Raw genomic sequence first — 15496 nt, 5'->3', positions numbered from 1 at the left:
TACACCTAAAATTTATTTTTTCCAAATATCTATATAAAAACACTTTATTTAATGGGTTTTAACTTCTTAAACTTTCTATGTCTGTCATTAATTCTTCTAGTTTTTTGAATATTCTTCCATAAACTATGTTTAAATCCCATTTATAAATTCGACCTCCAAAAAGCGCCAGTAAAACTAAGATTAGCAATACGATTGCAATTCCTATTAGTGGGATTCCATATATTAAATAAATATCAGGGAAACTTTTGAGAACTTCATTTACTAATCTTTCTCCTAAAGGCATACCCTCTGCATCTTTAAACCAAAACCCCAAAATCATGGATATAAATATAATAGGGTACAAAAATCTTGAAATTTTCTTATTGATGGAAACCTGTTTGTTAATCCATTGGTTAAATACCTTTAAATACTGGTAACTACTAACACCAAAATCTATTTTATTTAAATCATTTAATAACTTCTTATTGATAATTACCAATACAGAAAGGGTTACAAAAAATATAATACCTGTTATGGGAATACCTATAAAAAATGAGATCACTAAAAACGTAAATGAGAATGCTACAATTGCAATCAAATTAATGCGAAACATTCTTTTAAACTTATCAATGATATGAATTGATTTTTGGTTGTATAGATCATTTATTTGGGGTGCTACTAATGCATCACTCTTAAGAAAACCTTCTTTCCATATATTTTCAATAGATTTTTCCATCTAATATTTTTTTTAATCTAATTTTAATTCTTTTAACTCGTACACCAATATTATTGGGGTTTGTTCCTGTAATTTCAGCAATTTCCTTTTGCGATTTTTCTTCTAAATACAGCATAATAACCGCTCTATCTATTTCTGATAGTTTTCTAATAGCATCGTATAATAAATTTAGAGATTCGTCTGAAAACGCGTGGTTGTCTTCGGTTTCTGCAGATGTTATAGAATCAGAAACAAAATGCTGCACATTGTTTTTCTTTTTTTTCAATAATGTCAAGCACACATTTAATGAAATTCGATATACCCAAGTGCTCCATTGAGATTCTTCACGAAAGTTGTCTTTACTCCTCCAAATTTGTAAACACACTTCTTGATAATAATCTTCAAAATCTTCTTGCGAGTTTGTGTACGCTCGACATAATTTGATGATTATTCCAGCAAACGGTAAAATGGATGTTTTATAAAAATCGCTACTCAATAATATTGTTTTTTTTAGTTAGTGGTATAAAGTAGGAATTATTACAGGCAAATGAGATAATTATAATAAAAAGAATATGCTTTGGAGATATATTATGCCCAACTTGTTTGTGTATGATTAGTTGCGCCTGCCTGCCGCAGGTAAGGGTTTTAAGCACCTCATTGAGCGCATACAAACCGAACTGAAAATCCGAGAGACACGAGCACGAAGTGCGAACGGGGCGTTAGCAAATTTTCAGAAGTAGGGGAGAACAAGCAATTACTTTTAGCCATTGTTAGGTGCTAATTAATTAGTATCAACTCTTATTAAATCTAAATCTTGGAAATCAAAACTAAAGTCTATGTTAGGCGATATCCCTTTCATTTTTATACTTTGTGCTTTGCCTTCTTCATTCAAAGAAAACATTGCAAAAGCATCAGCATTCATATCTTGATATTCCCACTTAACGGCAAATGTATTTGCTCTATAAAAAAACATTTCCCCATTAAGTTTTGGTGATTTATGTGATTTCATCCACAATTTATCCCCTTTTAAAAAAACTTCCACCTTGCCAAACCAAGCATCCTTGTAAATACCCATATAGTCTTCATAATTTATATGAGAATCCGCAACACTTTCAACTCTTTCCCATACTTTTTTAGAAACGGCATCTCCATCTTCTTTTCTGCTTATTAAATAAGCTGCATATTTATCTATCCACCCAAAATCACTTAAACCCAAATAACTATCAACAATGGTGTTTGAAACTGAATTAAAAATGCCAGCACCATCATCACTTGTATTAGTTAAGATAACAACGCCTAAATTAATATCTGGAATCATAATTGTCTTTGATAACATTCCTGGCAGACCTCCTGTATGTGAAACGCTCATATTTCCTTTAATATCCGATAATTGCCAACCTAATCCATAACCAGCAAAATGTGAATTGTAACGTGGATTTCTGTTAACATTAGTTACTGTGTGTATTTTCCACATTTCACGTTGTGATTCTTTTGTAAATAGTTCATTTTCTAAATTATCTCCATACTTTCCATTATTCAAATGCATGAGCATCCAAATTGAAATATCTTCAACATTTGAATAAATACCACCTGCAGCACCATTTATCATTTCTTGAAAATCAGGTAGGACTTTTAATGTTCCTGAATTCGCATCATGAGGTTTTGCTAAGTTTTTTTTATCTGTTATTCTATCTAAAGACGGGTATGAGTTATCCATATTTAGAGGTTTAAAAATTCGCTCTGATATAAAATCTTCCCATGACATACCCGAAACTCGTTTAATAACTTCACCAGCTACTAAATACAATAAGTTATCGTAATCAAACTGTGTTCGGAAAGCAGATACAGGTTTAAAATACTGAAAACTAGATAATAAATCATCTATCGTAAAACTTGAGCCATCGGGAAAAAACATTAAGTCCCCAATACCCAAACCTAGTCCGCTTCTGTGCGTAAGAAGGTCTTGAATATTGAAGTTTTCAGTTACATAAGGATTATACATCTTAAACTCAGGAATATGATCCTTAACTTTGTCTTGCCATGTTATTTTACCTTCCTCGACTAAAATTGCAAGTGCCGCTGTAGTAAAGGCTTTACTATTTGATGCAATTGCAAAATTAGTATGGTTATTTACAGGGCTTTTTGTGACAGATGATTTAACACCATAGCCTTTTGAATGGATTATCTTACCATCTTTTACTATTGCAACTGCTACTCCAGCAACATTGAATTTGTCCATTGCATCGCCCATAATAGAATCAACTTGTTGGGAGGAATATTGAGCGTAGCAAACATTACTAATTAATAAAGAGAAAAGAAGACTTGTAAATATTAATTTTTTCATATCGTGCTGGCTTTTATTGGCATCTAACGGTTTGGCAATGAATAGTACAACCGATCCGGAGTATTACTTCATATCTGGTGTTGTAGCACATTTTCATTTATTATCTCGGTTTCTCCATTCTTTCCAACATTTGATGCATCATTATTTTTAATGGTATTTCGCTATCACAGGCATGACCTTCCCCACAAATGAAATTAATTTCAGCATCAGATTTAGGATTCGATGTTGATTTCAAAAATCTATCAAATAATACCATTGCATTGTTTAAATAATAACTGTCTGCCGTCCCCATCCAAATATGTAATTTTCCTTGCAACTTAAAACCTAACTCATCCCAATTTTCAGACAGGAACAATCTTAAATCATATTTTTTCCAAGCTTCGGCTACATTTTTGTCTAATACTCCTGTTTCAGGATGAAAAATCATTCTTGGCAAACCTGTGATTGTATCTTTAGGACTAAATACGGCATTCCAACTTCCCCACTGTCCACCACTATTATGATATGAATTTTCAATCCCTAAAATGTTTTCTGCCCAAATTTCTGTTCTTAATGTATATCTGGGTTCTCCATTAATATCCCTCATTCCTGGTCTTTCCAAGCCATGCCTGTTAATAAATGCGTTTTTATCTTCATAGATATTCATAAGTTCCATCTGCCTAAAATCAACTGGGTCAGAACAGGTTGACCAAACTCCATTGAAGAATTCAGGATAGAATACTTGTAATGCTAATGATGCCCATCCTCCTGTTGATGTCCCTGTTAAAAACCTTGATGTGGAATTACCTATACAACGGTATTTTGACTCAATGTATGGAATGACCTCTGTAACTAATGCATCACCATAAGGACCATTATTGGAAGAGTTCATTTGGTAGGAGTCTCCAAAAGGTGCTTTTGAATCCAAAAGAATAATAACCATTTCAGGAGTGCTCTCGTCTAATAATTCCTTCTCACTAATTATTTTGTTGTAGAATCTTTCTCCAAATCCGCCTATCATAACCAAAAGCGGATATTCTTTTTCTAAATCTGAATAATAAGATTTTGGTAATGCCACTTGAAATCTAACGGACATGGGTTTTTTCCAAAAATCGGTGAGTAAACGACTTGATATTGATTCGTATTTAAAGTGTTTTTTGTCATCAGGAAGTGTAGCACTACCTACCGTCTTATCCAAAGACAACTGAAAGTGTTGTGTTTTATTGGATGAATCAATATTTATCAACACTGGCTCACTATAAATTTGCTCTTCTTCCATTATTTTCCCATGGGAATCGAATGACTTAAAAAGAGCATAGATATACCAATTTCCTGTTTGAAGTTCAATGATATTTTTGATTGGGAATCCATAAAGATTATTTCCTTCTATGCGTAAAGGAGTATCAGTTTTCCAATCAGAAATATCCACTCCAAATACAGGATTCATTCTTAAGTCTGGATATTGTATTCCATTAAAAATTGACTTAGGCTCTTCTTTGCTGAAAATAATAAAAAGCCGCCCGTTTTCCATGTGAGAATCTCCAACCCAAAGCCTTTGGATAATTTCAAACTCTAAGCTTAAGTTTTGAGCAAAAAGATTTGCTCCCAACCATAATAATACGATGGTTATTATATTTTTCATTTTTTAATGTGCTACAACGGCTCGGCTAAGGTTTGTTGCGTTGGTTGGAAACTAAGATAGTAAAAAGAGCCATACAAAGTTCAGGGCGAGGATTTTCCTATGGAAAGTCAGAAGCAATGAATTAGTTGAGGGTATTTTAAAGGCTGAATCGAATGGATTAATTACTACATAAAGGTAGCGTATCGACATTTACCGAAGAGATTGATAAAGGGTCATTATAATTTGTTAAGAATAGCTCACCATTAGCATACCATTCATTTTCTGTAGACAATACATTATTAGATACTGTGTAAGTTCTTACTAATACTGTATCAACCCACATTGGTCGACTTATCTCCATTAAATTAGATTCTAGTTTAGTTACAACCGCATCTGGTTCAGAGACATCAAAAGGTAAATTAACAAAGCAGTCATTAGGGGTTAAGGTCTTAAATAAAAGATGATAATCAAGAGGTGCATTTTCATTATTAAAAAACCTTATATAGGTTATTCCGGTGGTTGTTTCCCTGAAAAATACAGAGCCCTCATATTGCTCTAAAAAGTTTAACTGTTGATCTTGATTGTTGTCCTCTGAACTACAGCTTAATACTAATAACCCTAATAAAATAATAATCGTGTTTTTCATTTTAATAATTTTGTAATTGTGGCAATGACTTTCAAAATCATATATAATATCATTTATTCAAGCTTCTTTTAAGAACTTCATTATTGTTCATTGGTTGGTCAATAATGAAGTACAACCATTCGGCTAAGGTTTGTTGCTTCTTGTAAGCACGTAATTTAGCAAATACAAACCGAATAGAAAATCCGCGAGACACGAGCACGAAGTGCGAACGGTGCGTTAGCAAATTTTCGTAAGTAGGCCTGAACCAGCAATTATTTTTACACGGTGTTGGTAATTGTTTTTAATTTATTCTTTACTACTAAAAATCCAGTAAATATTAACATTCCGATGCTCGATAATAAATGTACTTTTTTGAAATCCATATTCAATTCAGGGTAAAACTGCAATGCGATTCCTGCATTAATTGACAAGTGAAATAAAATTGCAATAAGAACACTTCCCTTTGAATTAATTACTAACCAAGTAATTATTATGGATAGGCAGATTAGCATAGTAAAATATGCAATTACAGGAATTATAGATATTGGTTCTCCACTAACCAAGGTTCCGAATGGTGCCCACCATAGTGGAATATGCCAAACAAACCATATAAATCCAATAATGATTGCACTTTTCAAGTTTGAATATTTTTTTTGAAATTCGGGCAATAAAAAACCTCTCCACCCTAGTTCTTCTCCCAAAGGTCCAGCATACAATCCCGTTAATAATATTGTTGGTATCGATAGATATGCCATTTTATCAAAATCTCCAATTTCCCCTATAAATTGGCTGTAAAGTGCAATACCAATAATGACAAATATTAGAGGTAAAAAAATTATGTATAAATAATATTTAAAAGGGACTTTCCATATAAAAAGCTTTTTGATTAATTCAAATAAACCTTTGAGTCCATCAAAGAATAGAGTTGTAATTATTCCGGAAATTGTTGGTCCATATACCCCAACAAAAAAGAAAACCAAAAATTTACCAATTGACTCTGGATTAATTTCGTCTGATAGGGAGTTTAATCCAATAATCCAAAGTATCCAAGACCATAAAAAGGTCAGTATTAAAAACACAAATAATTTTTTTCTATTCATTTTTTAAATAAGTGCCAACGGTATTGTGTATGATTCCGTAGCGAGGAAAAATCAGAGATTTTTCAGAGTAGGAATCCTATAACTACCTAAATATACAAAGTTCCCCTTAAAGTGCTAACCGAGCTATGGATTATACACGTTGTTGGGCATTGTAGTTTTTTATTCAGATTAGTTCTGAGGAACTGAAGCATGGATTTGAACAATTTTCCAAGAGTTATTTCTTTTCTCAAGTACACCTGTAATTCTAATATCATTCATTTGAATGTTTTCATTGTCAATGATTAAAATCCAATCACTTACATCCGCAAACCATGCCACATGGCTATTCTGACTCAGATAGACATTCATTTTTTTGGAGGTGATTTTGGCCTTATCAAATGCTTCAAATTGAGCTATGTGATTATTTCTCCATTCAGACCAACTATTGTGGAGGTCGGAAATACTTGTACCAAAACTTAACATACTTTCGTCATGAGCCATTACTTCTGACATGAGGTCGATATCCTTATCTTCAAAGGACTGATACAATCGGTTAATAGCTTCTATTACATTTGTTTTTTCAGTACCTGAATCAACCTTAGGTGTACATGAAAACAATAGACACAAAATTGGTAAAGCAATGAGTGGTAAATTTTTAGTATTCATATTTTAAATATTGGTTTTGTGATTCATTCACTAATATGCCCAACGGTTTGTGTAAGCGTCAGTAACGGGAAAGTGCGTGATTACTTTCCGCTGGCGCACCTCATTTAGCAAAACGAGTTGAATTTCCGATTAGGAAATTCAGCCGTTATTGCGCTTACAAGTTGTTGTAGCCAGTTATTTTAAGCAATCAAAGTCCAAGTTTGTAAAATAAAAATCCCCAAAGAGCAAATGCTAATAAAACAACGACTGCAATTAAAGTTTTTACATTTAGGCACTCTTTTTTTAATTCAGAGAGTCCATTTTCTCTTGCTAAAAAATGTTTGATAGTAGAACCAGAGGGTTTGGTGTTTTTTATAATATAATAATATTGAACTTCATTATTATTGGGTTTTGTAATTAAAGCGACAAATATTAATGACACAACGGAAATTAAAAAAGCCATCATTAATGGGTCAAGTAAATTTGGAAGTGTAATAAGGTTTATTTTTTCCAATTCAGTTATACATATAAAACTTAAAACACCTAGTACCATACTGGTTATTGCTGCTTTATGGTTCATTCGTTTCCATTCTAAACCTGCAATTACGGATGGTAACCAACCAACTCCAAAAAGTGCTCCAGCATATATTGAAATCCAATAGATCGCAGCCGGTCTTGAAATTGCGATACCAGCTACTATTGCTCCAATTATTAATTGTGCAATTCTATTTACTTTCATTAGTTTTTTCTCACTAATCGTTTCTTTCTTCAAATTCTGATATAAATCTCGTGACAATCCAAATCCAGCAATTACAAAAAGTGTAGATGTGGTTGACATTATGGCTGCCATTAAAGCTGCTAGACCAATACCACCTAATACAGAAGGCACGTGCTCTAAAAAAGCAATAATCATAACACTGTCTGTTTGTTCTATTCCAGGTTGAATAACCTGCATGCCACTGGCAGCCAAAAAAATGGGTATTTGCATAAATGCGGCTAAAAAAACGCCAATAAGTGTAGATTTTAGTATTACAAAATCGTTTTTGGCAGGAAAAACTCTTGATACAAGAGCAGGAGTACAAGTAAAAAAGACAATCCAAACCAAGAATTGTGAAAAGGTAAAACTTAAGGGTCTATTTTGTGTTCCCGCTAAAGTCCAATATCCTTCTAAAGTATTTGACAAAGACTTCATTTCTGTAAATCCAGCTTTATGTATCAACCATGGAGCAACAATGGCCGATACTGCAATCATGATAAAGAACATAATTGTATCTGTAACCACAACTCCATACATACCTCCATATAGTGAAAAAGCCAGTAAGGCAATTACAAAAATTATGATAATTAAAGCAAAATTTATACCTGTTAACTCTTCAATTAGAAGACCTGCACCAATAAGTTGAATAACACCATAGCCCAAAAGCCCTATAATCATTATAATGGTGGCAAGACTAGTTACGGTTTTGTTTCTAAAGCGTTCTCTAAAAAAATCAGGCATCGTCTTACAGCCCAAAGCTTTCATATTTCTACCTACGTATATAATGGCCAACAAAGTGCCAATCCACGCTCCAAAAGAACCTGTTGCTGCAATTACAAGTGGCCCTTCAGCATATGATATTCCCGATATACCTAAAAGAGTGACAGCACTTAAATATGTTGCAGCTAGTGTGCCAACTATTAAAAGTGTAGAACCTCTTTCTCCCATAACAAAAAAGTCGTCACTATTCTTTACTTTTCTAGCAATGAAAATACCTGCTAAAACGTAAACAACTATTGATATTATAAAAATGGTGATAGTCATTTATCCTTTAGCTTTTTTTTCTAATTCTTTAATCTTGGGTTTATACTCCTTTTTTAAAATTCGATATACAATTATGGCAGCTAGAACAACCGATAAAATAGCATTAAAGAAAAGTAAAAAAACGTCTTTGTTCATAAACTATTTTATTTGTGTTTCTTTTGTTTAATTGGCTACAACGGTCTTGTGTATGATTTCGTTGCGTGGTTTAATCACATAATTTAGCAAATACAAACCGAATAGAAAATCCGCGAGGACTTTCGTAAGTAGGCGAGTACTAGCAATGAATTATACACGGTGTTGTAGGCAGTTAATTTTTCTTGTTTCTAACCCATTCATTTATATTGTGTCTTAAAGAACTTAATGGAATTGAACCATTTTCCAATATTTTAGAGTGAAACTCTTTAATGTCAAATTGATCTCCCAGCTTCTCTTCAGCCATTTTACGAAGTGCTTTTATTTCTTCACCACCAGTATCATATGACGTCAATTGAGCTGGCCAAACAATACTTCTATAATAAGCACTTAATGCTATATCAGCACTATATCCAGACTCCGTCATAAAATCAATGGCTTGTTCTTTAGACCATCCTTTTGTATGAATTGCAGGATCTACCACTAGGCCTCTTGATGGCCAAGCACGACGTATCATAAGTGCCAATTTGCTGTCGTACAATCCCATTTCTTCTGCCAATTGTTCACTATATCTTCCCCATCCTTCTACATAACTCCCAAAGTATATTAATTTAGAAATTGAATGTAGACCTTTAATATCCTTTTCTAGCCCAATTTGTAAATGATGACCAGGGTAAGCCTCATGAAACGTGAGTATTTCGTTAAAACTTCTTTTTTGCTGTTCAAGATTGTTTAAGTTGATACGGTAATAGGCTGGATTATCTCCCATTGCTGGTTCATAACTTCCAATTCCTGATTCATGAGCCTCGTACGGTTTAATTGTCACTTCTGTAGATGGCAACATAATGAACCATTTTTCTGATTCTTTTTTAGCCTTTTCGAGTAGTTTTGAATTAACCTCCAAAATATCTTCACTTGTTATAAACTTGTCAGATGGATCGTTATTTATCAAATCAATGATTTTAGCAAAATCTCGTTCTTTGTAAACCTCAAAACCAATTTCTGACACTTTTGTTTCATTGGCAGATACGATTTTTTGCCCTAATTCAAACAGCTCTTCAGCTGATTTATTAGTTGTTGTCATTGATCTGATAAATGCTTGGTAACACTCACTTCCATTTGGTAAGGCTACAACTGAAACTTCATCTCTAGCCTTTGGTCTATATTCTAATACCAAATATTGTTGATATTCTGAAAGTGCAGGTAGGATCTTATTGATTACCAATTCTTCCCATTTTTCTTTAAATTTAGGATTGTCATCTCTTTTGGCAGGCGACATAAAGGGAGAGTTTTCAATGGAATAATCATGTAATACTTGGAGTTGTTCGATTACGAGATCCACTATTTCTTTTGGCATGGAATAGCCTTCTGCCAGACCTTTTTTAAGATTGTTGATTTCGGTTGTTACAAATATTGGAAATTTACTCCAACGTTCAAAGGCTTGCACTCTTAATTCTTCTGAACCTATTGGTTGATATTCAGCTAATGAGATCCATCGGGATTTCCATCCACTCAAATGATTTACGTCCCAAAGATTTCTTTTACAAACTCGTAACTCGATACTTGACTCTAATTCTTCTTTTAAAAGCCAATAGGTAATTTTATCTTTTTTTTTAGGGATTTGCCTATCTTTCAATTTTAACAATTCAACATACAGGCTGTCTTCATAATTTTCCCATATTGCTAGGTCTGCTAATTGATTTGAAGTGATACCATTATGGTTTTCAAGTTTTATGTCTGCTTCATAGGCGTTTTCGGGGAATGTTTCCAAAGTCCTTTCATAATAGGAATCGGCCAATTTAGCTATTGAAGGATAACTTTTGTTAGTTTTTGTATTGTCTACACAACTCATCACAGTTATACATCCGATTAAAAGAATAAAATATTTCATGATTGCATTTTTAATTACCTACAACGGTTCGGTGTATGGTTAGTTGCGTGGTTAAGCATGTAATTTAGCAAATAAATCACAGATAGAATATTCCGAAGGAATGTTCGTAAGTCGACAGTGACCAAGCAATTAATTATACATGGTGTTGTGCTTTCGTTATTTTTTTATTTCCAAATCCAATATTTCTAATATTTTATTAATATGCTTTTTCAAAGCTTGTGATTCATAATTATTCGTGAGGCTTAATCCGTAGGCATGAGAAATAATACTCTCTAGTTCATAGTTTTTCAGCAGTTCTCTATAGTTGATTGATAAATTAGACTGTTCTATTTTTCTGTAATTAACGTTTTCATTTGCCAATAAAAAGACTGTTCTATTGCTATCTTCCCAAAATCTTTTAAGGATATCTCTTCCTATTCCGGTTTTGTCAATGAAGGGCATAATAGAACCCGTATAATAGTTCACATATAACAGCTCCATTTCTCGCAATTGATGAACATCAGATGTCCAATTAGTGAGAAGACTTTTCAACTCTTTATTTGAGATTATTTGAATGCTACCCGAACCAACTAAATCTTTTTGGATGGGGTCAAAGGTTAGTGGTAGATGTAGTGAGCCTAATTTAGCTGTGAATAAAGAATCGCTTTCTATTTTTTGATTTGCGAAATAGTTTAAGCAATCTTCAAAGTCTTTCAGCATATCATTTCGTATATCTATCTTGGAGTTTAACTGTTTTAGATTAATGGTAAATTCATTTTTAAGTTGCTTTAAAACAACTTGCTCCTCTGTTTTTATTTTTCTTTGTTGGTTAAGGTTATTAATCCATAATGCAATCAATATTCCTATAACTACAAGAACAATCTCACCAATAGCATAAATTAGATATTTACTGAATTTATTTTCGGCGAGTAATTGCTGGCGAATTTTTCTAAAGAATTTTATCATTGGTTAGTTGTTTGCGATAATGAAGCACAACTTGTTATATGCAAACAATATATGGTTTTATCCCAACACTTTAACCCATAAATAACAATAATCCGTGTTTTTATCCGCAATACCTGTATGCCATAAAATGATAAATTTTTCTAAATCCTAGCGTCTAATAATCCCGCAGGCATTGGAACATCAGAAAGGGTATGGTGCGGATTTCCCTAATTTAATCTATATTTACTCCTAAGGGCACTAGCATTCCCATAAAAACGTAACCCCAATTGTAATGATGCCTCAAGCTAATATCGTTTTTCTCATCGGTCTTTTGGTGCTGCAACACTGCACTAACCCAGCGGATAAAATCAATGGCATAAGTTTGGTATCTGCTGATATGGCGCTTCATAACAACCATATTGAACCGGTACTGCAAGTCAATGCCAATTTTGCAGCTGTCATGCCTTTTGGATTTATAAGGGATCTAGACCATCCCGAAATTGTATACAATACAGAACGCCAATGGTATGGTGAAACTAAAACAGGAGTCACTCAATATATTAACACGCTTAAAACCAATCGGATAAAGATTATGCTTAAACCGCAGATCTGGGTTTGGCATGGTAAATTTACAGGAGATATCCATATGCAAAGTGAATCGGATTGGCAATTATTGGAAGCCTCATATTCCAAATTTATATTGGATTATGCCCAATTGGCCCAACACTTAAAGGTCGAATTGTTTTGTATTGGTACCGAGTTGGAAAACTTCATCAAGATGCGGCCGTCCTATTGGTTTTTACTCATTCAGGAAATTAAAAAGGCCTACACCGGTAAGTTGACCTATGCGGCCAATTGGAATGAGTTTGGACAAACTCCCTTTTGGAGCGTGTTGGATTATATAGGAATTGACGCCTATTTCCCCATAAGTGCCAGCAAAACCCCATCCGTACAGGAGTGCATGGAAGGTTGGGAAACACATAAGGCGGCTATTGAATCCGTTTTTGTCACCACGGGAAAACCCATTTTATTCACGGAGTATGGGTACCGAAGTATGGACTATTCGGGTAGGGAACCCTGGAAGAGTGATGAGGTGTTCGCGCCCGTCAATCTGGAAGCACAACACAACACAACACAGGCACTTTACAACACCTTTTGGGATGAGTATTGGTTTGCAGGGGGCTTTATCTGGAAATGGTTTGTAAACCATGACGCGAGCGGAGGCTCGAATAACAATAGGTTTACCCCGCAAAATAAACCGGTAGAGGCCTTAATGAAGACACAATATGATTAAAAATAGGATGAAACAGAATTAAGTTATGCGAACGTTTGTAGTCGGTGATATTCATGGGGGATTAAAGGCGCTGGTTCAGGTGTTGAATGCCCTGGAATTAAAACATGGGGATACCCTCATTTTTGTGGGGGATTATGTGGATGGGTGGAGTGAATCGGCTCAAGTGATTCAGTTTTTAATGGAACGGTCTCAAAAGATGAACTGTATTTTTATCAAAGGAAATCATGATGTTTGGTGTGAAGCGTGGTTGCGGGATGGTGAAGTTAGCCCCGTTTGGTATATGCATGGTGGTAAGGAAACGATGGAGAGTTATGCCCTGTTTACTGAAGATCAGAAACAACAGCATTTAACCTTTTTCGAAAACTTGAAGCCATATCATATCGATGAGGCCAACCGGTTATTTTTACATGCGGGATTTACCTCCATGCATGGTGTTGAAAAGGAAGTGTTTCAATCGGTTTTGTATTTCGACAGAACCCTTTGGGAAATGGCACTGACCATGGATGAGGGTATTGAAAAGGACTCCAAATTATACCCGAACCGGTTAAAGCATTATCATGAAATATATATTGGTCACACCCCAACCCTAAATTATGGGGTAACGGTCCCTATGCATGCCGTTAACGTGTGGAATATCGACACCGGAGCTGCTTTTACCGGTAAACTTTCGGCCATGGATATTGATACCAAAGCCATAGTTCAGAGTAGTCCTTTACCGGATTTATACCCCAACGAAAAAGGGCGAAACAGAGATTGATGGTCTACTGGATAATCCGTTTTCTGTAAAAGTTGTACAAGGCACCGGCATCGGCTCCAAACCAACGTTTCACATAGATGCTCCAGTACAACAATTGCAGTTTCCAAATCCCATGTTTTCTGTACATTCTGGCAGAGGTTCTAAGTTTTTTGTTAATCACCACAAATTGATTTCTGGAATACAGCGCCTTGATTAAAACCTGATCCTCATAAATCGTATAATGCTCCTGATAACCGCCAATACGGTTAAAAAGAGTCCGGGTGATAAACAAACTTTGGTCTCCACCTCTACAGGCCCTCCAGTTAAACTGGGTAAACCAACCCGCCAGTTTGAGCCACCAATGGGAACTGTCAAACTGCATCCTAAAACATCCGGCTTCGTTGCCCTGATCGATTTCATTCATAATTAAGGAATCAAAATCATGAGGGGGGAAAGAATCGGCATGTAAAAAATAGAGTACGGAACCCGAGGCGGTTTTGGCCCCAAAATTCATTTGCCTGGCGCGACCTTTTTCCGTTTTCAGCAGTTTGATCTTGCGATGGCCTGTACTTATGAATTTTTCAACCAGGGCCCTTGTATGATCCGTACTGCCACCATCTACGACCACAATCTCCAAAATATGTTTGGACGAAAAATTTCGGGTGATGTAGTTTAGTAACCGACAGATAATGTCTTCTTCATTTAAAACAGGTATAATAATACTTATCATTGGTGTTCTTAAGATAACAGACTACCGCGGTAACTTATTTATTTAAACCCCAGTCGTAGTCTTTGTAAGTGAGCGTTGCTTTGTCTGAAATGGGAATATCTACATATTGATTTAAAAAATCAATTAAACCGCCATGTTTTTTAAAATCTTTGGTGTACCATTGAAATAGTTTTGAAAGTTCCAAACGGTTTTGAGATATGGTGTTTTTTTCGGGGTCTGTTAAAAACTCCCGGGTTACGTTCTGTAATTGATCCTCTAATGTTGAAGCGGTATAAGCGGCATTGCGTAATCTGGGACAGGATCGTGAAGCACAGACCAAGGCAAAATGAATGCGGGGTTCATTCATGTTACGTAACACCTCATGTTCAATCGCATTCAGATGATACCATTGGGTTCCCACTTTCCATAACCGTTGCTTCCACGGCTGCTTAATGTCCTTAATGCTTTTTACCGGGTAATGGCGAAGAATTAAATCAACGGTCATGGCGTTATAGGCATTGATCCAAAAGGACAGCTGTTCCTCCTTTGACCAGGAGTCTTGAGGAACGTTTTGACCCAAATATTCAAGGTAATCTGAAAGCGCTTTCCAATCGGTTTTAAAACCTTCGTAGTCCACAGCACCATCTTCGGATACATGTTTCTTTAAAAGGGTATCCCAGGATTTATGACTCATTACAACGGGCTTCTGTGGGTTTTGATCCGTTCCAGGTCCTATAGTTTTAACCCCTATTGGCATTGGCTTCGCAGCGTTATTTGATTCCTGAATAAAGTAACCCTCATTTATTTTTAGAATGGGGTCATGCAGGGTTAGGGGCGTTGGAGGATCTATTGACCTGAGTTCCCAATGGCCCGGCCCATTCCAGCAGCCGGTGAGTAAGATAATATGTAAAATCCGTATTACACAGAACATGTGATTACTTTCCTTTATATCAAAATTTCCTTATCAGCGAATCATTAATGAACGCTTGTTTTTCCATGACCCATAACGCAGGGCCTTAGAC

The 15496-nt window shown here is 35.0% G+C and carries 14 protein-coding genes; 2 read left to right on the top strand and 12 right to left on the bottom strand.

The annotated features are described in order from the left end of the window. Positions 1-58 precede the first annotated feature (58 nt). From MR054_RS02135 to MR054_RS02090, 10 genes are all read right to left on the bottom strand, one after another. Positions 59-715 (bottom strand): hypothetical protein, encoded by a 657-nt coding sequence (locus MR054_RS02135; protein WP_242155700.1) that lies wholly within the window; start codon positions 713-715, stop codon positions 59-61. Next, a complete protein-coding gene (locus MR054_RS02130; protein ID WP_242155699.1) occupies positions 699-1190 on the bottom strand; it encodes an RNA polymerase sigma factor in 492 nt (163 codons plus the stop codon). Before MR054_RS02130 ends, MR054_RS02135 begins: the two co-directional genes overlap by 17 nt. 285 nt (positions 1191-1475) lie before the next feature. Continuing rightward, a complete protein-coding gene (locus MR054_RS02125) occupies positions 1476-3038 on the bottom strand; it encodes a serine hydrolase (RefSeq protein WP_242155697.1) in 1563 nt (520 codons plus the stop codon). 100 nt (positions 3039-3138) lie between these two features. Continuing rightward, entirely contained in the window at positions 3139-4659 is a 1521-nt protein-coding gene (locus tag MR054_RS02120; RefSeq protein ID WP_242155694.1) for an alpha/beta hydrolase-fold protein, read from the bottom strand. Between the two features lie 157 nt (positions 4660-4816). Beyond that, entirely contained in the window at positions 4817-5284 is a 468-nt protein-coding gene (locus tag MR054_RS02115) for a hypothetical protein (RefSeq protein WP_242155692.1), read from the bottom strand. 257 nt (positions 5285-5541) lie between these two features. Continuing rightward, positions 5542-6363 carry a CPBP family intramembrane glutamic endopeptidase gene (locus MR054_RS02110; protein WP_242155690.1) on the bottom strand — a complete coding sequence of 274 codons (822 nt, stop codon included), beginning with the start codon at positions 6361-6363 and terminating at the stop codon, positions 5542-5544. 168 nt (positions 6364-6531) lie between these two features. After that, entirely contained in the window at positions 6532-7008 is a 477-nt protein-coding gene (locus MR054_RS02105) for a nuclear transport factor 2 family protein (RefSeq protein WP_242155688.1), read from the bottom strand. Positions 7009-7195: 187 nt separating this feature from the next. Then, positions 7196-8788, bottom strand: coding sequence for a sodium:solute symporter family protein (locus MR054_RS02100; protein WP_242155686.1), 1593 nt, complete (start codon positions 8786-8788; stop codon positions 7196-7198). A gap of 307 nt (positions 8789-9095) precedes the next feature. Next, positions 9096-10811, bottom strand: coding sequence for a DUF885 domain-containing protein (locus tag MR054_RS02095; protein WP_242155685.1), 1716 nt, complete (start codon positions 10809-10811; stop codon positions 9096-9098). Between the two features lie 156 nt (positions 10812-10967). After that, on the bottom strand, positions 10968-11756 hold the full coding sequence (locus MR054_RS02090; protein ID WP_242155683.1) for a DUF6090 family protein: 789 nt from the start codon (positions 11754-11756) through the stop codon (positions 10968-10970). A 271-nt stretch (positions 11757-12027) separates the two neighbouring features. On the opposite strand from MR054_RS02090, the gene MR054_RS02085 reads away from it, so the two are divergent. After that, positions 12028-13029: a glycoside hydrolase family 113 gene (locus tag MR054_RS02085; RefSeq protein WP_242155681.1), complete on the top strand. Its 1002-nt coding sequence runs from the start codon at positions 12028-12030 to the stop codon at positions 13027-13029. Between the two features lie 25 nt (positions 13030-13054). Beyond that, positions 13055-13786, top strand: coding sequence for a metallophosphoesterase (locus tag MR054_RS02080; protein WP_242155679.1), 732 nt, complete (start codon positions 13055-13057; stop codon positions 13784-13786). Positions 13787-13790: 4 nt separating this feature from the next. Here the strand turns inward: MR054_RS02080 and MR054_RS02075 are convergent, their stop codons facing one another. Further along, positions 13791-14495, bottom strand: coding sequence for a TIGR04283 family arsenosugar biosynthesis glycosyltransferase (locus MR054_RS02075; RefSeq protein ID WP_242155677.1), 705 nt, complete (start codon positions 14493-14495; stop codon positions 13791-13793). A gap of 34 nt (positions 14496-14529) precedes the next feature. Further along, the gene (locus MR054_RS02070) at positions 14530-15405 is read right to left on the bottom strand and encodes a DUF547 domain-containing protein (protein WP_242155675.1); all 876 of its coding nucleotides are present in this window, start codon (positions 15403-15405) and stop codon (positions 14530-14532) included. Between the last annotated feature and the right edge of the window lie 91 nt (positions 15406-15496).

The organism is Aestuariivivens sediminis, assembly GCF_022662105.1.
Taxonomy (GTDB): Bacteria; Bacteroidota; Bacteroidia; order Flavobacteriales; family Flavobacteriaceae; genus Aestuariivivens; species Aestuariivivens sediminis.
The sequence above is the reverse complement of the archived record's forward strand: the minus strand, read 5'-3'. Positions and strand labels throughout refer to the sequence as shown.

Coding starts and splice junctions, on each gene's coding strand:
- MR054_RS02135 (WP_242155700.1), bottom strand. CDS start 715: ATGGAAAAATCTATTGAAAATATATGGAAAGAAGGTTTTCTTAAGAGT.
- MR054_RS02125 (WP_242155697.1), bottom strand. CDS start 3,038: ATGAAAAAATTAATATTTACAAGTCTTCTTTTCTCTTTATTAATTAGT.
- MR054_RS02120 (WP_242155694.1), bottom strand. CDS start 4,659: ATGAAAAATATAATAACCATCGTATTATTATGGTTGGGAGCAAATCTT.
- MR054_RS02115 (WP_242155692.1), bottom strand. CDS start 5,284: ATGAAAAACACGATTATTATTTTATTAGGGTTATTAGTATTAAGCTGT.
- MR054_RS02110 (WP_242155690.1), bottom strand. CDS start 6,363: ATGAATAGAAAAAAATTATTTGTGTTTTTAATACTGACCTTTTTATGG.
- MR054_RS02105 (WP_242155688.1), bottom strand. CDS start 7,008: ATGAATACTAAAAATTTACCACTCATTGCTTTACCAATTTTGTGTCTA.
- MR054_RS02100 (WP_242155686.1), bottom strand. CDS start 8,788: ATGACTATCACCATTTTTATAATATCAATAGTTGTTTACGTTTTAGCA.
- MR054_RS02095 (WP_242155685.1), bottom strand. CDS start 10,811: ATGAAATATTTTATTCTTTTAATCGGATGTATAACTGTGATGAGTTGT.
- MR054_RS02090 (WP_242155683.1), bottom strand. CDS start 11,756: ATGATAAAATTCTTTAGAAAAATTCGCCAGCAATTACTCGCCGAAAAT.
- MR054_RS02085 (WP_242155681.1), top strand. CDS start 12,028: ATGATGCCTCAAGCTAATATCGTTTTTCTCATCGGTCTTTTGGTGCTG.
- MR054_RS02080 (WP_242155679.1), top strand. CDS start 13,055: ATGCGAACGTTTGTAGTCGGTGATATTCATGGGGGATTAAAGGCGCTG.
- MR054_RS02075 (WP_242155677.1), bottom strand. CDS start 14,495: ATGATAAGTATTATTATACCTGTTTTAAATGAAGAAGACATTATCTGT.
- MR054_RS02070 (WP_242155675.1), bottom strand. CDS start 15,405: ATGTTCTGTGTAATACGGATTTTACATATTATCTTACTCACCGGCTGC.